The organism is Dactylosporangium sp. CA-139066, assembly GCF_050936175.1.
Taxonomy (GTDB): Bacteria; Actinomycetota; Actinomycetes; order Mycobacteriales; family Micromonosporaceae; genus Dactylosporangium.
On the sequence record NZ_JBNJNH010000001.1, the window covers coordinates 4281191 to 4302396 of the forward strand.

Annotated in this window: 15 protein-coding genes; 10 read left to right on the top strand and 5 right to left on the bottom strand. The window is 72.5% G+C overall.

The features are described 5' to 3' along the window. Nucleotides 1-75 precede the first annotated feature (75 nt). On the top strand, nt 76-1101 hold the full coding sequence (locus tag ACQEVU_RS19535) for a zinc-dependent alcohol dehydrogenase (RefSeq protein ID WP_433325464.1): 1026 nt from the start codon (nt 76-78) through the stop codon (nt 1099-1101). Further along, nucleotides 1098-2129 (top strand): LacI family DNA-binding transcriptional regulator, encoded by a 1032-nt coding sequence (locus ACQEVU_RS19540; protein ID WP_433325466.1) that lies wholly within the window; start codon nt 1098-1100, stop codon nt 2127-2129. Before ACQEVU_RS19535 ends, ACQEVU_RS19540 begins: the two co-directional genes overlap by 4 nt. 25 nt (nt 2130-2154) lie before the next feature. Here the strand turns inward: ACQEVU_RS19540 and ACQEVU_RS19545 are convergent, their stop codons facing one another. Together ACQEVU_RS19545 and ACQEVU_RS19550 are read right to left on the bottom strand one after the other, a co-directional pair. After that, entirely contained in the window at nt 2155-2751 is a 597-nt protein-coding gene (locus ACQEVU_RS19545; RefSeq protein WP_433325468.1) for a substrate-binding domain-containing protein, read from the bottom strand. A 12-nt stretch (nt 2752-2763) separates the two neighbouring features. Next, complete coding sequence (locus ACQEVU_RS19550; RefSeq protein ID WP_433325470.1) at nt 2764-3402, bottom strand: hypothetical protein; 639 nt, start codon at nt 3400-3402, stop codon at nt 2764-2766. 119 nt (nt 3403-3521) lie between these two features. Here ACQEVU_RS19550 and ACQEVU_RS19555 point away from each other — a divergent pair, with 119 nt between their 5' ends. Both ACQEVU_RS19555 and ACQEVU_RS19560 read left to right on the top strand, forming a co-directional pair. Beyond that, the gene (locus ACQEVU_RS19555; RefSeq protein WP_433325472.1) at nt 3522-3968 is read left to right on the top strand and encodes an Hsp20/alpha crystallin family protein; all 447 of its coding nucleotides are present in this window, start codon (nt 3522-3524) and stop codon (nt 3966-3968) included. Nucleotides 3969-4014: 46 nt separating this feature from the next. Further along, entirely contained in the window at nt 4015-4236 is a 222-nt protein-coding gene (locus ACQEVU_RS19560) for a hypothetical protein (protein ID WP_433325473.1), read from the top strand. An 88-nt stretch (nt 4237-4324) separates the two neighbouring features. On the opposite strand, the gene ACQEVU_RS19565 is transcribed toward ACQEVU_RS19560, so the two are convergent. Further along, nucleotides 4325-6028, bottom strand: coding sequence for an RICIN domain-containing protein (locus tag ACQEVU_RS19565; protein ID WP_433325475.1), 1704 nt, complete (start codon nt 6026-6028; stop codon nt 4325-4327). Between the two features lie 1017 nt (nt 6029-7045). On the opposite strand from ACQEVU_RS19565, the gene ACQEVU_RS19570 reads away from it, so the two are divergent. From ACQEVU_RS19570 to ACQEVU_RS19595, 6 genes are all read left to right on the top strand, one after another. Next, the gene (locus tag ACQEVU_RS19570; RefSeq protein ID WP_433325477.1) at nt 7046-9499 is read left to right on the top strand and encodes a non-reducing end alpha-L-arabinofuranosidase family hydrolase; all 2454 of its coding nucleotides are present in this window, start codon (nt 7046-7048) and stop codon (nt 9497-9499) included. 119 nt (nt 9500-9618) lie between these two features. Continuing rightward, nucleotides 9619-10938 carry a cellulose binding domain-containing protein gene (locus ACQEVU_RS19575; RefSeq protein WP_433325479.1) on the top strand — a complete coding sequence of 440 codons (1320 nt, stop codon included), beginning with the start codon at nt 9619-9621 and terminating at the stop codon, nt 10936-10938. A gap of 129 nt (nt 10939-11067) precedes the next feature. Next, nucleotides 11068-12000 carry an ABC transporter ATP-binding protein gene (locus ACQEVU_RS19580; RefSeq protein WP_433325481.1) on the top strand — a complete coding sequence of 311 codons (933 nt, stop codon included), beginning with the start codon at nt 11068-11070 and terminating at the stop codon, nt 11998-12000. After that, the gene (locus ACQEVU_RS19585) at nt 11997-12671 is read left to right on the top strand and encodes an ABC transporter ATP-binding protein (RefSeq protein WP_433325483.1); all 675 of its coding nucleotides are present in this window, start codon (nt 11997-11999) and stop codon (nt 12669-12671) included. Before ACQEVU_RS19580 ends, ACQEVU_RS19585 begins: the two co-directional genes overlap by 4 nt. Further along, nucleotides 12671-15847, top strand: coding sequence for a permease (locus ACQEVU_RS19590; protein ID WP_433325485.1), 3177 nt, complete (start codon nt 12671-12673; stop codon nt 15845-15847). The genes ACQEVU_RS19585 and ACQEVU_RS19590 overlap by 1 nt, the downstream gene beginning before the upstream one ends. Continuing rightward, complete coding sequence (locus ACQEVU_RS19595; RefSeq protein ID WP_433325487.1) at nt 15844-18585, top strand: FtsX-like permease family protein; 2742 nt, start codon at nt 15844-15846, stop codon at nt 18583-18585. Before ACQEVU_RS19590 ends, ACQEVU_RS19595 begins: the two co-directional genes overlap by 4 nt. 265 nt (nt 18586-18850) lie before the next feature. On the opposite strand, the gene ACQEVU_RS19600 is transcribed toward ACQEVU_RS19595, so the two are convergent. Both ACQEVU_RS19600 and ACQEVU_RS19605 read right to left on the bottom strand, forming a co-directional pair. After that, on the bottom strand, nt 18851-20236 hold the full coding sequence (locus ACQEVU_RS19600; RefSeq protein WP_433325489.1) for a PQQ-binding-like beta-propeller repeat protein: 1386 nt from the start codon (nt 20234-20236) through the stop codon (nt 18851-18853). A gap of 124 nt (nt 20237-20360) precedes the next feature. After that, entirely contained in the window at nt 20361-21200 is an 840-nt protein-coding gene (locus tag ACQEVU_RS19605) for an alpha/beta fold hydrolase (RefSeq protein WP_433325491.1), read from the bottom strand. Nucleotides 21201-21206: the final 6 nt, after the last annotated feature.

The following is a 21206-nucleotide window of genomic DNA, read 5'->3' on the forward strand; positions in this document are numbered from 1 at the left end:
GGGTCTCCTTCGAACCGGCTGTGAACGGCCGCAACCCCACTATAGAGACATCAGACGTTTGACGGAGGGAGCGGGATGAACCGCGCGGCGTACTACACCGGCGCACACCGGTTCGAGGTGCGGGCGGCCGACGTGGTGCCCCCGGGCCCTGGCCAGGTGCGCCTCGACGTCGCCTACACCGGGATCTGCGGCACCGACCTGCACATCGCGCACGGCGCCATGGACCGGCGGGTGAGCCGGCCCGCAATCATCGGCCACGAGATGTCCGGCCGCGTCGCCGAGTTGGGCGCCGGGGTCGGGGGCCACCGCGTGGGCGACCCGGTGACCGTGTTGCCGCTGGACTGGTGCGGCGCGTGCCCGGCCTGCCGCGCCGGGCACACGCACATCTGCCATCGGCTGAATTTCATCGGCATCGACTCGGCGGGCTCGATGCAGCGGTCCTGGACGGTGCCGGCCCACGTCCTGGTGCCGCTGCCGGCCGAGCTGCCGCTGGAACACGGCGCGCTGGTCGAGCCGACCGCCGTGGCCGTGCACGACGTGCGGCGCTCCCGGCTGGCCGCAGGCGAGCACGCCGTCGTCATCGGCGCCGGCCCGGTCGGCCTGCTCATCGCCCTGGCCGCCCAGGCCACGGGCGCCTCGGTCACCGTGCTGGAGATCGACGGGTACCGGCGCACCGTCGCCGCCGACCTCGGGCTGCCGGTCGTCGATCCGGTGGCCCTCGACGCCGTGGGGCACGTGGAGCAGCTGACCGGCGGGGCCGGCGCGGATGTGGTCTTCGAAGTGTCCGGCTCGCCGGCGGGCGTGCGCACGGCGACCGGGCTGCTGGCCGTGCGCGGGCGGCTCGTCGTCGTCGCGATCCACTCCCAGCCCCGGCCGGTCGACCTGCACCGGGTCTTCTGGCGGGAGCTGGAGCTCATCGGCGTGCGGGTGTACGAACGCGAGGACTACGAGGAGGCGGTACGGCTGGTGACCCGCAACGTGGTGCCCGCGGGTCGGCTCATCTCCCGCGTCGTGCCGCTGGACGAGGTCGACACGGCGTTTCGGGCCCTGGAGGCCGGCGGCGACGTCAAGGTGCTCCTCGATTGTGGTGGGACACTGTGAGAACCTTCAGGACCCGGCGGCGCGGCACGGTGAGCGGCCGGGCGGTGATCAAGGACGTCGCCCGCCTCGCCGGGGTCTCGTCCCAGACGGTGTCGCGGGTGCTGAACGAATACCCCAACGTCAGCCCGGGCACGCGCGAACGCGTGCTCGAGGCCGTCCGCCAGCTCGGGTACCGCCGCAACGCGATGGCTCGGGGCCTGGCCGCGCGCCGGTCACGCATCGTCGGCGTGGTCACGCTCGAGACCGTCCTGCACGGTCCCGCGGCGACGTTGTTCGGTGTCGAGCGGGCCGCGCGCGCCGAGGGCTACAGCGTGAGCGTCTCGACGCTCGAACGGATCGACCACCGCGGCGTCCTGTCGGCGTTGAGCGCCCTCGCGGACCAGTCGGTGGCCGGCGTCGTGGTCATCGCGCCGCAGGGCGCCACGGCGCGGGCGCTGCGGGATCTGCAGTCGGCGATACCCGTCGTGGCCGTGGGGGCCGACACCGGCGGGCAGACCCCGGTCATCGGCGTCGACCAGCGCGCCGGTGCCCGGATGGCCGTGGAACACCTGATCGGGCTCGGGCACCGCGAGGTGTGGCATCTGGCCGGGCCGCCGGACTGGCTGGAGAGCTGGGGCCGCATCGACGGTTGGCGCTCGGCGCTGGAAGATGCCGGCCTGCGGGTGCCCGACCCGATGGCCGGCGACTGGAGCGCCCGGTCCGGCTACACGGCCGGCCTCGAGTTCGCCGTCAGGGCGAGCACGACCGCGATCTTTGCGGGCAACGATCAGATGGCGCTCGGCCTGTTGCGCGCCTTCCATGAGCGGGGCATCCGGGTCCCCGAGGACGTCAGCGTCGTCGGGTTCGACGACATCCCGGAGGCGGCGTTCCTGTGCCCGCCGCTCACCACGATCCGGCAGGACTTCGACGAGGTGGGCCGGCGCTGTGTCGCGGCCCTGCTGCACACGATGGAGACGGATCGGCTCGAGCCGGTGCCGGTGGTGGTGCCGACGTTGATCGCGCGCGACAGCACGGCCAGGGTCGTGTGAGCCATCCGACGCGCGGCCCGTTGGGTCAACGACGACCGTTGGCCGGTACCGGGCCGGTGCTGTACCGCAGTGAGATCGGCGGGGCGTGCAGGATGTGCCTCGGCTGCTGCTGGGGCGTGGCGATGCGCTCCAGGAGCAGCCGCACCGCTTCGTCGCCCATCTCCAGGGCCGGCACGTCCGCCGCGGTCAGCGGCGGGCGGAAGTCCTCGGCCCAGTGCCGCCCGGCGACTCCGGTGATCGAGAAGTCGTCCGGCACGGCGCGGCCGGCCGCTTCGAGTGGGCGCTGGACGCCGGGCAGCGCGGCCTCGTTGATCGTCACGGCAGCGGTCAGCTCCGGATGGATGGCGAGCAGCTGCTCGACGCAGGACTCGCCGCCGCTGGCGTCGTCGGGGCAGCAGACGTCGATGCCCGACAGGCCGCGCTCGGCCGCGGCCTGCGTGAAGCCGGCGAGGGCGCGGTGGCCGGGGCCGTATCCGGCGGCGACGAGCTCGGCTGATCGGTTGATGAAGGCGAGCCGCCGGTGCCCGAGGTCGGCCAGGTGGTGCACACAGCGGGCGATGAGCGTGGTGTAGTCGACGTCGATCCACCACATGTCGGCGGCGTCGGCGGTTTCGGTGCGCACCTCGCAGCAGTGTTACGGGGCGGTGGCCGGGCGGGATGACTCGCGGTGGCGCTGACTGGTCCGCCGTACCTCGGCCGTGGCTGCGGTGACGGCGTCGATCTGGTCTGCCATGTCGGCGTGTTCGGGATGCCCGGAGAGATGACGGCGCACGGCGGCGAGCAGCAGCGGCAGCGCGGTCGCGTCGGGGTCCCCGAGCGCCCGGTGCAGACGTTCGAGGTCGCCCGCGGCGGTCGGCAGGTCCGGGAGGGCCGCCAACTGGCCGGCGAGGCGGCGCAGGTTCGCGGTGTTGTCGTTGGCCCAGCGATCCACTGCCCGCAGGCCGGCGCGGCGATCGCGCTCGGCCTGCACTCGTCCGTCGCGAGTGTCGGCGTCGTGCCGGCCGGTGGCGTGAGCGGACCGCAGGTAGCGACGTTCGGCGGCCTGACGGCTGGCCACGCCCAGTGCGGGGGCGATCGCCTGCCAGCTCACGCCGGCCCGGCGGGCGGCCTCGATCAGGGTCGGCTCGGCGGCGTCGAGTTCGAGGCGGACCTGACGCAGCATCGCCAGCGCGCCGAGGATCGCGGGGGGTGCGGCGTCCGGTTCATCCGCGACGTCGAGGATCGCGGCGATGGCCGCGGGGACGTCAAGGGCCGAATCCGGCGGGTTGCTCATGCTCAACTCCAGCATCTGTCATCACAACGTTGACGTTCTGGTTGTCATCGTTCCGATGACGTGATACAACGATCGTATCGCGCATTGACGAGTGCAGTCGAGACCCAGGAGGTGGCCCAATGTTGATGCGCAGCGAGCCCTTCACCGAAGTCAACCGGCTGGCCCAGCAGCTGTTCGGCGGCCCGGCGACCGGCACCTGGTCGCACCCGACCGCGATGCCCGCCGATGCGTATCGCAACGGTGACGAGTTCGTGATCGTGTTCGACCTTCCCGGCGTCGAGCGCGACTCGATCGACATCGACATCGAGCGCAACGTGCTGACCGTGCGCGCCGAGCGGCGACCCGTCAACCTCGGCGAGAACGTTCAGGCCACGCTCACGGAGCGCCCGTTGGGGGTGTTCTCCCGGCAGATGTTCCTCGGTGACGCGCTGGACACCGACCGCATCGAGGCGACGTACCACAACGGCGTGCTGGCGCTGCGGATCCCCATCGCCGAGCGAGCCAAGCCTCGCAAGATCTCGATCGGCGGCGACGCCGTGGGTGAGCAGAAGGTGCTCGCCGGCTGATCGGCCGCGTCTCGCGACAGTTGTTCTGGCAGGTGGTGAAACGACGATGCCCGCTTCACGCACGGGACTCTCGCCGGAGTGGGCGCGGCGGCCCGACGAGGTCTTCGCCGAGCTGTTGAGCCACGATGATGACCTGGTCCGCGCCGAATTCGAGTGCCTGACCCGCTCGAGCGGCGTCGACGCCGACCGCACCCCGCCGCGGGCCGTGCCACAACCGCGCGCCGGGGGAGAGCGCGCAGGGTGGCCGCCGGGGTTGACCCGGCTCTGACGAACCGCTCAGCGACCCCCGGCGCGCGCCGGGGGTCGCTGCCGTGCGGCGAAATCCGCAAAACGAGGCACGGTCCGTCCGGGCGAGCTCAGACCCGGGCCAGGCTCCAGAGATGGTCTGTCGTGCCGTTGTCGCCCCATTGCAGCACCTGCGCGCCCGAGCTGGTGCTCATGTTGGTGACGCCGAGGACCAGGCCGCTGTTGACGCTGCGAATCTTGTAGTGCCCGGCGCCGTCGGAGTCCACCGACCAGAGATGGTCGGCGGTGCCCGTGTCACCCCAGACGAGGGCGGTTGCTCCCTGGCTGGTGGAGGCGTTCTGGATGCCGAGGACCAGGCCGCTGAGCTGGTTGACGATTTTGTACTGCCCGTTGCCGGCGGATGTCAGGGTCCAGATCTGCGACGTGCTACTGCTGCTGCTCGCCTGGACGACCGGGGTACCCCATGCGGTCCCGGAGTTGAGCGCGTCGAGCCGCAGATTGCTGTTGGCGTTGGTGATGCGGTACGTGCCGGCCAGGTCGGTCGAGGGGCCGCCGGAGCCGGCCGTGATGGTGATGCGGTACGCGTTGTTGGTCGCCATGGTGATCGGGACGGAGATCGAGCCGTTGGCAGGCGTGTAGGTCGTGGTGGAGACGGTGCTCGGCCCCGATGAGGCGACGGTGCGGCCCAGCGACACCGTCTGTTCGACCTTCACGCTGACCGTGCTGCCGAGGCCGAGCGCGTTGAGCCCGTTGACCGTCACGGCGCACGACCCGTTGCAGTTGCCGGCGATGATGCTGACCTGGTTGCGGGCCGCGGGCACGGCGGCGAAGCCGTCGATGCCGGTCTGCGCCGGCGGGGTGGTGACGACCATGTTGCCGCTCATCGCGGCGTACCAGGTGTAGAGCCAGTAGGCGGCGTTCGGGCTGCCGCCCCTGCCGGTCAGCAGGTCGCCGAGGGCGCCGGACTGGTTCCAGAAGGCAAGCTCCGCGTCGCGCACGCCGAGTCGCTCGAACTTTGCAATGTAGCCGACCAGCGGGCCCGGAAGCCCGACCTCGCCCGGCGCGGCGTACTCCTCGATGGCGATCGGCCGCCGGCTGATGCCGAGCTGGTCCTCGATGGCCTGGACCGCGGCGACGTCCCCGGCAATCTTGGAGGACCGGGTGAGCTCGTGCCATGCGAGGACGTCGGGCACGGTGTTCGTCGCGACCGCGTTCTGCAGGAAGTTCCGCATGTCGCCGATGTTGTCCGAGAAGCTGGGGCCCTGGATCGGCTTGTTCGGGTCGAGCGAGCGGACCTGGCGGAAGGTGGTGGTCCAGAAGTTCTCGTAGGTGCCGTTCGCCGAGTTCCAGGTGTTGTCGGACTCGTTCCACAGTTCGTATGCGGAGATGCTGTTGTAGTACGAGGCCCCCTTCATCGCGTTGATCTGCGAGGTGATGAAGGGCGTCCAGGTGCTCCAGCTGAACTGGTAGGGCCAGCCGGCGTAGTAGTCGGAGAGCCGGTTGACGAGCTTGGCGCCGACGCTGACGGCCGTCGGTGCCACGACGGAGATGTCACCGGTGGGCTGCTGGCGGCCGCCCGCGGGCATCTGTACGAACGTGTTGGGCTTGATCGCCTGCGCGAGTGCGACCGAGGGCTGCGACGCGTTCGCGAGCCCGTAGAGGCTTCCGGTCGCGACGTGGGTCACTGGGCGCAGTGTCTGACTCGCGTCGACGACGAGTGTGTTGGCGGCCGTGGCGGCGGACGCCGGGCTGAGCACGAACCCGGCGGACACCAGCGCAATGGCGGCGGCCGCGACCGACGCTGTGAGCGTCATGCCCCGGCCTCTGCGCGGCCCGCGTGTTCGGACGGTCTGCGACATGCTTGCTGTCCTTTCTTTCCAGGCGGTGTTTCGGCGCGGAATGCGCGGCAAGGAAACCCGAGGAAATCGATTGCCTTGACGCTAGGAGCGGCTCTATCAGCGTGTCAAGAGACGCTGGTGTCGTCCGGCAAGGAAACTCGGAAACTGCATGCGCAGGCGATGTGGGCTCGCATGGCGGCGGCCGGCGCGTTGAAGCAGTGCCGTGAAAAGCGTTACGGGCAATGGCGAAAGCGGGTCGCCCGGTGCCTCGTGAAACTTTCCCGTTCGGCGGGGCCGAACCCATCGAACCTGGTGCGGGCTGCTGGCTCGTCGGCCTGCTGCCGGCAATATCACTCGTTCGAAGCGGTGACAGCAAGCAGCCGCGGCCAACAGCTGCGACTCCATGTCAAGCGACGCAATTGTCGAAATTGCGTGCCGTGCCGTCTGTTACCCACCGCATTTTCGAAACTGCTTTCCGGTTCGGCCTGAGATCGTTTTGATGCGATCCTCCGGACGGGAAAAAGGACGTTCCAGAAAAGTGTTATGAACGCCGGATGTGCAGAGTCGTTCGCGAAATTTTCTGCGGATGCCGGCACGCGCCGGATGCGGGACCGCTGGCCTAGACACGCTGATGAGCTGCGCAGACTCTGCCGTTGGGCGCCCTGAGAAAACGCGTCGCGCTTGAAAACGTGCGTGGCCCTCTTGAATGTTTAGAAGGGGTCTGGCAACCTCGCGGTCCAGGACGCGAACGTTTTCCGCCGGCGCTCGCGATCGATCACCCCTTCGGCTGACCGGGCTGCGTCCGGCCGAGCATGTGAACGCTCACTCGGCGCCGCGCGGACCGTAAGTGAGCCGGTTCGGACAACCGAAGAAGGGGCGCGACACGGTCGGGTCCCGGCGCCCGAATTGAACATTGGCGCTGACAATTCACTCTACCTGGACGTCCCAGCCGTACCACAGCGACGGCTCGGACGCTGGCAAAGGAGGCCAAAGGTGGCTACTAGCCCCTCCGCCCATCGTGGCGGGACCCGGCGGAAGAGAACGCTCGCCGTCAGAGCGCTGATCGCCGGCGTGGTCGGTGTCGTGGCGGTGGCCACGGCCGCGGTGATGATGCCGTCGGCGAACGCCGCCGCGAGCACGCTGGGTGCCGCGGCCGCGCAGTCCGGGCGGTACTTCGGCACCGCCATCGCCGCGGGCCGGCTCGGTGACTCGACGTACACCACGATCGCCGGGCGTGAGTTCAACATGGTGACGGCCGAGAACGAGATGAAGCCGGACGCGACCGAGCCCCAGCGCGGTCAGTTCAACTTCAGCGCCGGTGACCAGATCTACAACTGGGCCACCCAGCGCGGCATGAAGGTGCGCGGCCACACCCTCGCCTGGCACGGGCAGCAGCCGGGGTGGATGCAGAGCCTGTCCGGCTCCACCCTGCGGCAGGCCATGATCGACCACATCAACGGCGTGATGGCCCACTACAAGGGCAAGCTCGCCTACTGGGACGTCGTGAACGAGGCCTTCAACGAGGACGGCAGCCGCCGCCAGTCCAACCTGCAGGGCACCGGCAACGACTGGATCGAGGTTGCGTTCAAGACCGCCCGCAACGCCGACCCCTCGGTCAAGCTGTGCTACAACGACTACAACATCGAGAACTGGTCCTACGCCAAGACGCAGGGCGTGTACAACATGATCCGGGACTTCAAGTCCCGCGGCGTGCCGATCGATTGCGTGGGCCTGCAGACCCACTTCACCGGCGGCAGCTCCCTGCCGTCCAACTTCCAGACCACGCTGTCGAGCTTCGCCGCCCTGGGCGTCGACGTGGCGCTGACCGAGGTCGACGTCACCAACGCCTCGACGTCGCAGTACTCCGGGCTGACCCAGGCCTGCATGAACGTGTCGCGCTGCGTCGGCATCACCGTGTGGGGCGTGCGTGACAGCGACTCCTGGCGCTCCAGCGAAAGCCCGCTGCTCTTCGACGGCAGCGGCAACAAGAAGGCCGCCTACACCTCCGTCCTCAACGCCCTCAACGCCGCCAACCCCACCACTGCGCCGCCGACGACACCGGGCAACCCGACCACCACCCCGCCGAGCAACCCGTCGGGCGGGGCCAACGAGATCGTCGGGTCGCAGTCGGGCCGGTGCATCGACGTGCCCAACGCGACGCAGACCAACGGCACGCGGGTCCAGCTCTACGACTGCAACGGCCGGTCGAACCAGCAGTGGACGTACACGTCGGGCAAGCAGCTGCAGGTGTACGGCAACAAGTGCCTCGACGCCAACGGCGCCGCCACCGCCAACGGCACCGGCATCATCATCTGGGACTGCAACGGCGGCTCCAACCAGCAGTGGAACGTCAACTCCAACGGCACCATCACCGGTGTGCAGTCCGGGCGCTGCCTGGACGTCTGGGGCACCGGCAACGGCCAGCAGGTCCAGCTCTACGACTGCTGGGGCGGGGCCAACCAGCAGTTCAAGCTCGTCTCGCTGGGCGGGCCGACCTCGCCCCCGTCGTCCTCGCCGCCGCCGTCCTCACCGGGCGGGTCGTGCTCGCTGCCGTCGTCGTACCACTGGTCGTCGACGGGCCCGCTGGCGAATCCGGCCAACGGGTGGGTGTCGCTCAAGGACTTCACCAACGTCGTCTACAACGGCAAGCACCTGGTCTACGGCTCGAACGTCAACAGCGGCGGATCGTACGGCTCGATGGCCTTCAGCACCTTCACGAACTGGTCCGACATGGCCTCGGCCGGCCAGACGGGGATGAGCCAGGCCACCGTCGCGCCCACGCTGTTCTACTTCGCCCCCAAGAACATCTGGGTGCTGGCCTACCAGTGGGGTCCCAACGCGTTCAACTACAAGACCTCCAGCGACCCGACGAATCCCAACGGCTGGTCCTCGCCGCAGGCGCTGTTCACCGGCAGCATCTCCAACTCGGGCACCGGCGTGATCGACCAGACGCTCATCGGCGACAGCCAGAACATGTACCTGTTCTTCGCCGGTGACAACGGCAACATCTACCGGGCCAGCATGCCGATCGGGAACTTCCCCGGCAACTTCGGCTCGAGCTACACGACCGTCATGAGCGACTCGCAGTACAACCTGTTCGAGGCGGTCGAGGTCTACAAGGTCCAGGGCCAGAACCAGTACCTCATGATCGTCGAGGCGATCGGGAGCCAGGGGCGCTACTTCCGTTCGTTCACGGCCACCAGCCTGAGCGGTTCCTGGACCCCGCAGGCCGCCAGCGAGAGCAACCCCTTCGCCGGCAAGGCCAACAGCGGCGCGAGCTGGACCAACGACATCAGCCACGGTGACCTGGTCCGCAACAACCCCGACCAGACCAAGACCATCGATCCGTGCAACCTCCAGTTCCTCTACCAGGGCAAGAACCCCAGCGCCGGGGGCGACTACAACCTGCTGCCGTGGCGGCCGGCCGTGCTGACGCTGCAGCGCTAGACCCAATCCCATCCGCTGATCGCTCGGGCGTGTCCGGTGCCGGCAACGTACCGGACACGCCCGCCTTTTGTCGGCGGGGGATGAACGCCGAACGTCGACCCAAGGAAAGGAAGGTCTCGATGCCGAAGCGCAGATTCTTCTTGCCGGCCTTCGCGGTCGCGGCGGTTCTCGTCGCAGTCGCCGCCGGCCCGGCCCTGACCGGCGGCGGTGGCGCAACCGCGGCCGCCGCCACCAACGGCGTCCTGGCGGCGACCGCCGGATGCGGCACGGCCCCGACGCTGACCAGCGGTACGCACTCGATTCAGAGCAGCGGCCAGAGCCGCACCTACATCCTGAGAGTCCCGGACAACTACAACAACAGCCACCCGTACCGGCTGGTCTTCGGGCTGCACTGGCTGAACGGCTCCGCCGGCGCGGTCGCCTCGGCCGGGTACTACGGGCTGCAGCCGCTGTCCAACAACAGCACGATCTTCGTGGCACCGCAGGGCATCAACAACGGCTGGGCCAACACCAACGGCCAGGACCTGACCCTCGTCGACGATCTGACCAGACTGATCGAGGGCGGCCTCTGCGTCGACACGACGCAGGTCTTCGCCCTCGGCTGGAGCTACGGCGGCGCGATGAGCTACGCCATCGCCTGCGCCCGTCCGACAGTGTTCCGTGCCGTCGCCGTGCTGTCCGGCGCCAACCTCAGCGGATGCAACGGCGGCACCCAGCCCGTCGCCTACTTCGGCATCCACGGCATCCACGACAGCGTCCTCAACATCAGCAACGGGCGGTCGCTGCGCGACACGTTCGTGCGCAACAACGGCTGTACGCAACAGAACCCGCGCGAGCCGGCGCAAGGCAGCCTGACCCACATCACCACGACGTACTCCGGGTGCCGGCCGGGCTATCCGGTCCAGTGGGCCGCGTTCGACGGTGACCACACCCCCAGCCCGGTTGACGGCTCGGCCAGCCCCAACGACGCCCGGACGTGGACGTCCGGCGAGATCTGGAAGTTCTTCGGGCAGTTCGAGAACACGACGCCACCGAGCTCGGCTCCTCCTTCGTCGACCCCGCCGAGCTCGGCTCCTCCTTCATCGACCCCGCCGAGCAGCGCGCCGCCGAGCTCGCCGCCCGCCAGTGGCCAGCCCGGCACCTGCACCGCCACCTACCGGCCCGTCAACAGCTGGCCCGGCGGCTTCCAGGGCGAGGTGGTCGTCGCCAACAACGGCTCCACCACGCTCAACGGCTGGACCGTGCGCCTGACGCTCGCCGGCGGCCAAGCGATCAGCAGTCTCTGGAACGGCGTCAACACCGGGACCACCGGCAACGTCACGGTCAGGAACGCCGACTACAACGGCAGCCTCGCGGCGAACGCCACGACCATCTTCGGGTTCGTCGCGACCGGCAGCAGCTCCACGCCCCCCGGCAACCTCACCTGCGCCAGCCCCTGATCGAGGCCCGCGCCACGCAGGCCGTCCCTCCGGCCGGCCTGCGTGGCGCATGCAGCCCAGCGTCGGCCCGCTCCCGCGTAGTGAATCCGCGTACCGCGCGCCGCGATCGTTGTGAGATGCTCGCCAGCGATGTCCGCAACCTCGCTGTCACTACCGCCGCCGCCCCGGCGTGCGCCGGAGTTCGGGCGGGACGCGCTCATCGTCTGTGAGAGCCTCGTGCGGATCTACCAGTCCGGCTCCGTCGAGGTCCAGGCGCTGCAGGGCCTCGATCTGACCGTGAACACCGGCGAGATGATCGCCGTCGTGGGCGCGTCCGGGTCCGGCAAGTCGACGCTGCTGTCCATTCTGGCCGGCATCGACGCGCCCACGGCCGGGCGGGCGCGGGTGGACCGGTGGGATCTGCTGGCGATGTCGCGGTCCGAGCGGGTGGAGTTCCGGCGCCGCACGGTCGGCTTCGTCCGGCAGCAGACGGCGAGCAACCTCGTGCCGTACCTCACCGCGCGGCAGATGATCGACCTGCCGATGACCGCCACCCGCACGCCGGTCAGGCAACGCCGGGAGCGCACCGCCGAACTGCTGGACGCGCTGGGCATCGAGCGGCTCGCGGATCGCCGGCCCGGCCAGCTCTCCGGTGGGCAGCAGATGCGGGTCGCGATTGCCGTGGCGCTGGCCAACCGGCCGCGGGTGCTGCTGGCCGACGAGCCGACCGGTGAGCTCGACACCGACACGTCGGCGGAGGTCTTCGGCGTGCTGCGGGACGTCAACCGACGCTACGGCGTCACGGTGCTCGTCGTGACCCACGACCCCACCGTGAGCGGCCGGGTCGAGCGGACCGTGGCGATCCGGGACGGGCGCACCAGCAGCGAGGTGCTGCGCCGCACGGCGACCGGCGCGGACGGCGACACGCACGTGATCGCCGAGGAATACGCCGTGATGGACCGCGCCGGGCGGGTGCAGATCCCGCGCGACTTCCGGGAGGCGCTGGCGTTGACCCGTCGGGTGCGGCTGGCGCTCGAGCCGGACCACGTGACGATCCGCCCCGACACGGAGCGCGACGGATGAGCACGCCGCTGCTGCGGGTGCGGGGCGTGCACCGGCGCTTCGGCCGCGGACCGCTCGCCGTGCACGCCCTCAAGGGCGTGTCGCTGGACGTCGAAGCGGGCACGATGGTCGCGCTCGTCGGGCGGTCCGGCTCCGGCAAGACCACCCTGCTCAACGTCATCGGCGGCCTGGACCGCCCGGACGAGGGCAGTGTGCACATCGACGGCGTCGACGTCACCGCGCTGGACGAGGACGGCCTGTCCGGGCTGCGCCGCGACAAGGTGTCCTACGTCTTCCAGACGTTCGGGCTGATCCCGGTCCTGTCGGCGGCCGAGAACGTCGGCGCCCCGCTGCGGCTGGCCCGGGTGGCGAGGGCGGAGCGGGAGCGCCGCGTCGCGTTGCTGCTGGAACTGGTCGGCCTGGCCGACCACGCAGACCAGCGCCCGGCCGAGCTCTCCGGCGGGCAGCAGCAACGGGTGGCGATCGCCCGGGCCCTGGCCGCGTCGCCGCGGCTGCTCATCGCCGACGAGCCCACCGGCCAGCTCGACGCCGAGACCGGGCTGTCGGTGATGGCGCTGCTGCGCGGCGTGGTGGAGTCGGAGGGCGTCACGGCCCTCGTGTCCACCCACGACGCGGTGATGATGGCGTTGGCCGACCGGGTGATCAGCATCCACGACGGGCAGCTGGGCTGATGCTGGCGTTGCTCGCCCGCCGCGCCCGCGCACAGTGGGCGCTGCTGGCGGCCCTGCTCGGGGTCGTCACGGTCGGTGCGGTGGTGCTGGGCACCTGTGCGCTGCTGACGACCCGCACCGCCGAGCGGGCGTTCGAGATCGCCGCCGCGCGAGCCGCGCCCGACGCCGTCGACGTCACCGCGTACACCGGCACCATCGAGGGCCCCGACGCGGCCGCCGTCACCGCCGAGACCCGCGACGTGGTGACGGCCGCGGTCGCGCCGTTCCGCGCAACCACGTCCACGCGCGCGTCGAGCATTCTGCGGGCCTTGCCGGCAGAGCTTGCCGCCGGTACCACGGTGGCGCCCCAGGCGTACCTGGAGGCGATGGACGCCCTGCCGGAGCAGGCGCAGCTCATCGAGGGGCGCTGGCCGAGCGGCGCGGGCGGTCCCCTGGAGGCGGTCCTGCTGGAGCCGACCGCCCGGATGCTCGGCCTCACCGCCGGCAGCCGCATCCGCCTCGGCGCGGAGCTGGCCCACGCCCCCGCCCCGCCGCTGGACCTCACGGTGGTCGGTGTGGCCCGGCCGCTGCCCGGCATCGGCTGGGACCGTGACCCGCTCGCCGCGGCCGGCTTCATGGCCGGGTACCGCGACGGCCGCTACGGCCAGCCCGTCAACGCCTACGGCCCGTTCCTGGTCGGCCTCGACGCCCTGCTGCAAAGCGGCGCCACCCTCGACCGGATGGAGATCCGCGCCCATCCCGACCTGTCCAACCCGTCCCGCCGCGATCTGGACGCCGTGGCCGGGGCTGTCGGCGACGCTGACCGGCGGCTCAGCGCGGCGCTCGGCGACCGGGTGCACTTCGAGCGCGTCTCCTCCGACCTGCCCTTAACCCTGCGCGCCGCGGACGAGCAGCGGCGCGTCACCGGCGCGGTCGTGCTCGCCGTCGCCCTGCTCGGCGCGGTCCTCGCCGCGGTCGCGCTCGCGCTCGCCGGTCGGCTGACCGCCGCGGTCCGCGCCCACGAAACGGCCCTGCTCTCCGCGCTGGGCCTCGGCCCGGGGCAGCTGGCCGCCGCCGCGGTCGTCGAGGCCACGGCGCTGGCCCTTTTCGCCGCGGCGCTGGCGATCCCCGGCTCGTCCGCCGCGCACGCCGGTCTGACCCATCTGCCGCCGCTGCGCGGCGCCGGGCTCGCCACCGGCCCGGCCGTGACCGGCGTGCAGGTGCTCGCCGTCGCCGCCGGCGCGCTGGCCCTCGCGGCGCTGCTCGTCCTGCTCGCGCCGCGGCCGGCGCCGGCCGCCGACCGCCACCACCGTCGCGACCTGCTGGCCCGCTCCGGGGCCGACCTGCTGCTCGTGGCGTTCGCCGCCGCCGGGTGGTGGCAGCTGTCCACCCAGCCGGCCGGCGCCACCGCCCGCACCGACGCGGTCCGGGTGCTCGCGCCGGCCCTGCTGCTCACCGCGGGAGCCGCCCTGGCCCTGCGGCTGGCGGTGCCGGCCCTGCGCGGCCTCGACCGCCTGGCCCGGCGGGCCCGGGGACTGGTCGTGCCCCTGGCCGCGGCCGAGGCCGCCCGCCGCCCGCACGCGATCGCGGCGGGACTGCTCGTCGCGCTGGCCGCCGCCGCGGGCACCTTCGGTACCGCCTTCGACGCCACCTGGCACCGTTCCCAGGCCGACCAGGCCGACCTGGCCGTCGGCACCGACCTGGTGCTCGCCCTGGCCCGCCCGCCGGTCGCCGGGCAGGGCGCGACCGTCGCCGACGCCACCGGCGGCACGCTCAGCCCCGCCGTCAACCGCGGCATCGCGGTCGGGCAGTGGCTCGGCAGCGCCGGCGCCACGCCGCGGCTGATCGCCGTCGACACCGCCCATGCGGGCCCGGTGCTGCGCGGCCGGCTCGACGGCGAGCGCACCTGGAGCGACGTCGGCGCCGCCCTGGCCCCGCCGGGCCCCGCCGCCGGCATCGCTGTGCGGGCCGGGGCGACGCTGCTGCTGTCGGGGATCGCCGGCGGCGCGACCCCGCTCACCGTCACACCCCGGCTGCTGGTCCAGGACGCCACGGGCCTGCGCACCACCTGCACCGCAGCGCCGCTGCGCCTCGACGGCCGGGAGGTGCCGCTGCCGGGGTGCGCGCCCGCGGACGGGCTGCGCATCGTCGCGGTGTCGCTGCCGGTGGCCGCCGCCGGCGAGGAGGAGGCGGTCGGCCGCGTGCCCATCGCCGTCACGCTCACCGTGCCACCATCCGGCGCCGAGCCGGTCCCTGGGTCGCCGTGGAGCGCCACCTCCGCACCGCCGGTGCCGGGGATGATCATCGACCCGAGCGCCGCGGTGTCCGGCTCTTCCCGCGGTACCAACGTGGAAATGACGGCCACGGTCCAGCTCGACGGCCCACCGGACGCCGCGCGCACCCTCGTCGCGTCCGCCTTCCCCGACCCCGGGCGCGTGCCCGTCGCGGTCTCTGCCGAATTCGCCGGCCAGACCGGTGCCCACGTCGGCTCCCAGCTCAGCGTCACGGTCGGCACCACGCCGGTCCCGGTCGCCGTCGCGACGGTGCTGCCCTCCATCCCCGGCGCACCCGGCGCCGCCGCCCTCCTCGCCGACCTCGACACCCTGTCCCGGGCACTCGCCGTCGCCGGCGACCTGACCTACCCGATCGACGCCTGGTGGGTCGGGCGCCCCGCGCGGGCCGACGCCGCCGAGCGGGCCACCGCCCTGCACCTCGGCCCCGTCACCACCCGCGCCGCCGAGACCGACCGCCTCACCGGCGGACCGCTGCGAGCCGCGCTGCCGGCCGCCCTGCGCCTGCTCATCCCGGCCGCCGCGCTGCTCCTGCTCGCCGGCGTCATCCTGCACGCCACCTGCGACCTGCAGGTGCGTGCGCTCGAGGTGGCCCGCCTGCGCGGCCTGGGCCTGTCCCGTCGCGACATCCGCCGTGTCCTGCTCGGCCAGCACGCGGGCACTCTCCTGCCGCTGCTCACCGCCGGCGCGACCGTCGGCGCGCTCGCCACGGTCCTCGCGGCGCCGCTGCTTGTGCGCTCCGACACCGGCGCCGCGCCCATCCCGGCCGCCCGGCCGCAGTGGCCGTGGGGCGCCGAGGCCCTGCTCCTCGCCGCCCTGCTGGCCGCCTGCGCGCTCGCCGTCGCCGCCGTGGTCACGGTCCAGATCCGCCGCGCCGACGCCGCGCACCTGCGGGTGGCCTCATGAGTGGTACCGCACACCGCCCGGCCATCCGCCGCCTGGTGCCCGCGCTGCACTGGCCCAGCATCCGGGGCCGCGCCCGCGCCGACGCCGGGCCGCTGCTGCTCGCCGCCGCCATCGTCGCCGCCGTCACGGTGCTCGCCGGCGCGGTGCCGCCCTGGCTGGGCGCGACCGCCGACGCCGCCGTGCACGACGCGGTGCGCCGCGCCGGCGTCGACGCCGACGTGCTGGTCCGCGCCGACTGGGAACGCGACGACGGACCGACGGGCGGGCGGATCCGCATGCCGCGGATCGCCGACGACGTCGACGCCCTGCGCCGCCGGGCCTCCGACGCGCTCGGCCCCGATCTCGGCTCGGTGCTGCGCCCGCCGGTAGCCGTCGTCACCAGCCAGGTCCTCAGCGTGACCGACGGCAGCGTCCTGCGTACCTTCCAGCTCGCCTACCTGGCCGGCGACAGCGGCGGACCGGACGTCGTGTGGATCGCGGGCGGCCCGCCCCGCTCCACGCCCGAGGACCCGGCCCGATCCGTCGAGATCCGGTTCAACGCACCGCCCTGGCCCGTCCAGGTCGGCCTGTCCGAGGCGGACGCCGCCGCGCTCGGCCTGCGCCCGGGCGACCACATGCAGCTCAAGGACGTACAGCAGAACGTCAAGGACGTCCGGGTCAGCGGCGTCTTCCGGCCCGCCGACGCCGCCGACCCTGCATGGCGCCTCACTCCGGCCCTGCTGCACCCCGTGCCCGGCGCCGACGGCACCGGAACGACCCGCACGGCCGGCCTGCTGTCGCGGGAGTCGCTGCCCGACGCCCGCCTCGCCTTCGACGCCGAGCAGCTGCAGCGCACGGTCCGGTTCGCGCCGCAGCCCGATGCGCTCACCCGGGCCGCGGCCCCCGGCCTCGCCCGCACCGTCGTCGAGCTCAAGGCCACCTCCGGATCGTCCGGCTCCGCTGACGGCTCGCTGCGGTGGGAGTCGCAGCTCGATGCCGTGCTGCACAACGCGCTGACCCAGATCGACGCCGCGCAGACCCAGGCATCGGTACTCCTGGCCGGCATCCTGCTCGGCGCCGCCCTCGTGCTGTTCCTCGCCGCCGACCTGCTGATCCGCCGCCGTGCCCCGGTACTGACCGCCGCCCGCCGGCGTGGCGCCGGCCTGCCCACGCTCGGCGCGGAACTGTTCCTCGAAGCGGCCGGCACGACGCTGCTCGCCGCGGCCGCCGGTCTCGCCCTGGCCCGCGCGCTCGCCCCCGGCGTCTCCTGGACGTGGGCCGTACCCGTCGTCGTCGCCGCGGCCACCGCCGGCCCGGCGCTCGGCGTCCTCACCGCGGCCCGGGCCACCCGCAACCGGCGCCAACCCGCCAACCGGGTGGCCCGCCTCCGGGCCCGCGACACGAGCCGGCTGCGGCGCGCCGCCGTCGAGGCGGCGGTCGCGATCGCCGCGGCCGCCGCGTTCACAGCGCTGCACCAACGGGGCCTCACCCCCGCCGGCTCGGCCCTGCCGGTCAGCGCCCCCGCCCTCGGCGCGCTGGCCGCCGCACTCGTCCTGCTCCGGCTGTTTCCCGCCGGTGCCCGGCTCGCACTGCGGCGGGCGCTGCGCACCGACCGGCCCCTGGCGGTCTTCGGCGCGGCCCGAGCGGCCGAGACGTCGAGCCGCGCGCTGCCCCTGCTGGCGCTCGTGACCGCCACCGCGCTGGCCTCGTTCGCGCTCGTCCTGGCCGCCACCGCCGGGCAGGGCCTCGCCGACGGCGCATGGCGAACCGTCGGCGCGGACGCGCGGCTCGACGTCGCCGCCTCCGCCGAGGCTTCCACGCGGATGCTCGCCGAGCGCGCCGCCGCCGCGCCGGGTGTCCAGCAGGTCGTCACCGCCCAGGTGACCGACCGGGCACGGCTCATCGCCGACTCGACGATCGTCGCGCCGCGCCTCGTCGTGGTGGACGCCACCGCGTTCCAGCGTCTGCTGGCCACCACGCCGCTACCTGACGCCCCCGCGCTGGCGCGCCTCACAGCGGCCGGCGCCGGCCCGGTTCCCGCGCTCGTACGGTCGCAGGACGGCAGCCTGCGCCCCGGCATGCGGCTGCAGCTGCCCCGGGACAACGCCCCCGCGATCGACCTCGCCGCCGTCGGCACCGCCCCCGCTGTCGGCGACGCCGACGCCGTCGTCATCGTCGACGCCGCCCGCCTCGCTGCGGCCGGACTGCCCGCGACCCCGAACACGGTATGGGTGCAGGGCCCCGGCGCCGCTCGGGCGTTGTCGGCCGTGGACGTCGCCGCAACCGTCGTCCTGCGCTCGGACACGCTGCGGGAACGCCGCGCCGCCCCGCTGACATCGGGACTGCTGCGACTGGCCTGGACCGCGGCCGTGGTGCTGGTGGCCCTCGCGCTGCTGGGCTTCGCCCTCGGCGCGGCGGCCGGCGCTGCGGACCGCTGGCAGACGCTGACCCGCCTGCGCACCCTGGGCGTGCGCCCGCGCGAGGCCCGCTGGATCGCCGTGGGTGAACTGTCACCGGCGGCCGCCGTGGCCGCGATCGGCGGGCCGCTCCTGGGCCTGCTGCTGGCCGCCCTCACGTTCAGCCCACTCGAGCTGGGCCTGCTCACCGGCCAGGCGGAGGACCCGCCGCCGGCCTGGCCGTGGTGGCAGCTCGGACTGGTCACACTCGCGCTGATCGCGTCGGTCGCCGCGGTGGTGCCGCTGGAGTCGGCGATCCGCCGCCGCCAGCGGCTGGCCGAGGTGCTGCGCGTAGGCACGTAGCCTCGCGTTACGGCAGCGCCGGCCGGCGGCGCTGGCGGAAGGTTTGCGCGGATACCGGACGGCTCGCCACGGCCACCTCGTCGCCGATGTCGCAGGCGTGGCGACGTCGGAGCGGGCAGGGCCGGCACGCCGGGTCCGGCGGTGGCCGAGGTCGGCTCGGGGTTTCGTAGCCGACCGCCGGCCCCGTTCGACCGCTCGGTCCCGGCGTGCGATCCTTTGTTCCCGGCCGTGTTTCCCGCTCAGGCTGGACGATCATCCTTGATGATCATGGGAGCTTCCACACGGAGAGACGGCCGGTCACCACGCAGGCGAGATCGTCGCCGGACTGCACGCAGTCGGGCCGCCCGTTCCAGTCCCTGGCCTTGCCGAACACGGTTACCTCACCGGTGCGCGGGTTGACGGCACCGAGCACTGCGGAGCGGTCGCCCAGCAGCTTCCAGGCGACGACCCGGTCGGTGAGCCGGCCCAGCATGACGGACCAGTTGTCGAGCTTCCGCAGGACCTGGCCGGTGCGCATGTCGACGGTTGCGACGCCGCTGATGTTGAGGTTGTCTGTCCGGTTCCATCGGGTCAACGCGATGACGCCCGACTCGACGCGCAGGATGGTGTTGTACCCCGCGACGCGCCACACGGTCCGGCCGGTGCGTGCGTCGACGGTGTACATGCCGTCCTGATCCTGCACGCAGTACAACTCCTGGGCGCAGGCCAAGGGCCCGTCGAACAGCATTCGGCCCTGCCAGTGCCAGAGCAGCCGGCCGCTGCCGCGGTCGTAGACGTCGGCGCCACGGTCGCCGGCCTTGAAGATGACCACCTGTTCACCGGCCGCGCCGACGGTGTCCGAGAACGAGGTGCCGGTCCTGTACGACGAGAGGGTGCCCGACCAGTCCAGTTGGTGAGCGGCGATGACGGCGCCGGTGTCGAGGTCGCGGATCTGCAGCAGGCCGGTCGGGCTCAGCTCCGTCATGCGCGCGAGGGAGAAGGGGGCGCTCCACGAGAAGGCGATCAGCGAGCCCTTAGGCGCGTCGACCTGCCAGACCGTGGCGCCGGTGCGCTCGTCGAGTGCGAGGAATCGCTGGTCGCGCTGCTCCGCCGGGGGATTGACCGCGCCGTCCTCGGCGCCGTTGAAGACGCCGGTCGGGCCATCCACGACGCCGGTCAGGTCCTCGACGATGATCCGCCCACCGGCCTGCCCGAATCCACCGACCTGCTTGCGCTGCCAGAGCTGCTCGCCGGTGGTTACGTCGAGCACGGTGAACGTGCTGCTCTGGTCGCTGATGCCGGGCTCGGTGACCAGCCCGATCACGCGGTCGGTCATGATCGCGAGGTACTGGTTGTGGTTTCCTTCGGACGGCACCGACCACAGCGGCCTGCCGTCGCGCAGGCTCAGCGCCTCGATCTGCTGTCCCGCCCCGGACGACCGGCTGAGGACGATCCGGCCCTCGGCGGCGTTGAGGCTCAGCACGGGACCGTCGACGGTGAACACCGGTCCGAAGCCCCGGCTCGGCACGTCCGCCACCAGTACGCCCGCAGTGAGCAGCGCGACCGCGACGAGCGCGAACCACCGCTGGTGCACACGCCGCGGCCGCGAGGGCGACGGCCCCGGCGGCTCCCACGGAGTGCTCAGATCGAGTTCGATGATCGCGTCCGGCACGGGACCCCCTTCTCGCCAGCAGGAGGATCCCACATCGGCGATGGGGCCGCCGCCCCGCTCGTGTGAACACGGTCAGGCGCCCGTTGCATCAGGGCTTCACCGTGCTGTGACTGATCCGGCCGGCTCAGCTCAGCATGAACGTGGCCACGGTGCCGGCTACCTCGGCCGGGCCTTTGTGGTCCGGTCCGAAGTGGTCCAGCTTTGGGAACGTGTGGACCTGGGAGGAGGGCAGGACCTCGGTGAGCCGGTCGAAGGCGGGGGCGACGTGCGGCAGTCCGCTCTTGCCGCCGGCCATCAGCAGGACGTCTGCGGAGACCTCGCGGTAGTTGGGGTAGCTGTCGTCGAGGCGGCCGACCTGTTTGTGCTCGTGGAGGTTGGCCTCGAGCAACTGCAAGACCTTCGCTCGCCGTTCGCCGCGGAACGCCAGGCGCAGGATCGCGGACATGAGCCATCTGGGGTTGCGGCGTGCCGCGGCGGGGCCGGTGCCGATGGCGAACGTGGCGAACGCGTCGAACGGGCGCCCTTGCGCGAGGAACCGGCGGTACTGCGCGGTCCAGTCCATCGGGAACAGGCCGTGGACGCTGACCCCGGGCTCGTACAGTGCCAGTTTGGCGATGCCAGGGTCGCGGCGGGCTGTTTCCAGCGCGACGAGGCCGCCGTAGCTGTGGCCGAAGACGTATCGGGCGCCGGTTGCTGCGCGCACGGCGGCGAGGTCGGCGCATTCGGTCGCGATGCTGTAGTCGGGGCCTTGTGGGCCGCTCCCGGTGCGTGCGCGCCGCTGGATGGTGTGCACGGTGAAGCGGGCGGCGAGCGCGGTGGCCAGCGCGGTGTAGTCCGTGGCGTCGTTGAGCGCGCTGGGGACGATCAGGATATCCGGGCCGGTGCCGATGGTGTGGTAGCTGATCGTGGTGCCGTCGGGGGAGTGGACGGTACGCACGGTGGGCGCGGTGGGCGTGGCGATCATGGTCAG

Excerpts from the sequence above, each read along its gene's own strand:
- ACQEVU_RS19580 (WP_433325481.1), top strand. The coding sequence starts at position 11,068 with ATGTCCGCAACCTCGCTGTCACTACCGCCGCCGCCCCGGCGTGCGCCG.
- ACQEVU_RS19585 (WP_433325483.1), top strand. The coding sequence starts at position 11,997 with ATGAGCACGCCGCTGCTGCGGGTGCGGGGCGTGCACCGGCGCTTCGGC.
- ACQEVU_RS19535 (WP_433325464.1), top strand. The coding sequence starts at position 76 with ATGAACCGCGCGGCGTACTACACCGGCGCACACCGGTTCGAGGTGCGG.
- ACQEVU_RS19575 (WP_433325479.1), top strand. The coding sequence starts at position 9,619 with ATGCCGAAGCGCAGATTCTTCTTGCCGGCCTTCGCGGTCGCGGCGGTT.
- ACQEVU_RS19595 (WP_433325487.1), top strand. The coding sequence starts at position 15,844 with ATGAGTGGTACCGCACACCGCCCGGCCATCCGCCGCCTGGTGCCCGCG.
- ACQEVU_RS19590 (WP_433325485.1), top strand. The coding sequence starts at position 12,671 with ATGCTGGCGTTGCTCGCCCGCCGCGCCCGCGCACAGTGGGCGCTGCTG.
- ACQEVU_RS19605 (WP_433325491.1), bottom strand. The coding sequence starts at position 21,200 with ATGATCGCCACGCCCACCGCGCCCACCGTGCGTACCGTCCACTCCCCC.
- ACQEVU_RS19560 (WP_433325473.1), top strand. The coding sequence starts at position 4,015 with ATGCCCGCTTCACGCACGGGACTCTCGCCGGAGTGGGCGCGGCGGCCC.
- ACQEVU_RS19550 (WP_433325470.1), bottom strand. The coding sequence starts at position 3,402 with ATGAGCAACCCGCCGGATTCGGCCCTTGACGTCCCCGCGGCCATCGCC.
- ACQEVU_RS19555 (WP_433325472.1), top strand. The coding sequence starts at position 3,522 with ATGTTGATGCGCAGCGAGCCCTTCACCGAAGTCAACCGGCTGGCCCAG.
- ACQEVU_RS19565 (WP_433325475.1), bottom strand. The coding sequence starts at position 6,028 with ATGACGCTCACAGCGTCGGTCGCGGCCGCCGCCATTGCGCTGGTGTCC.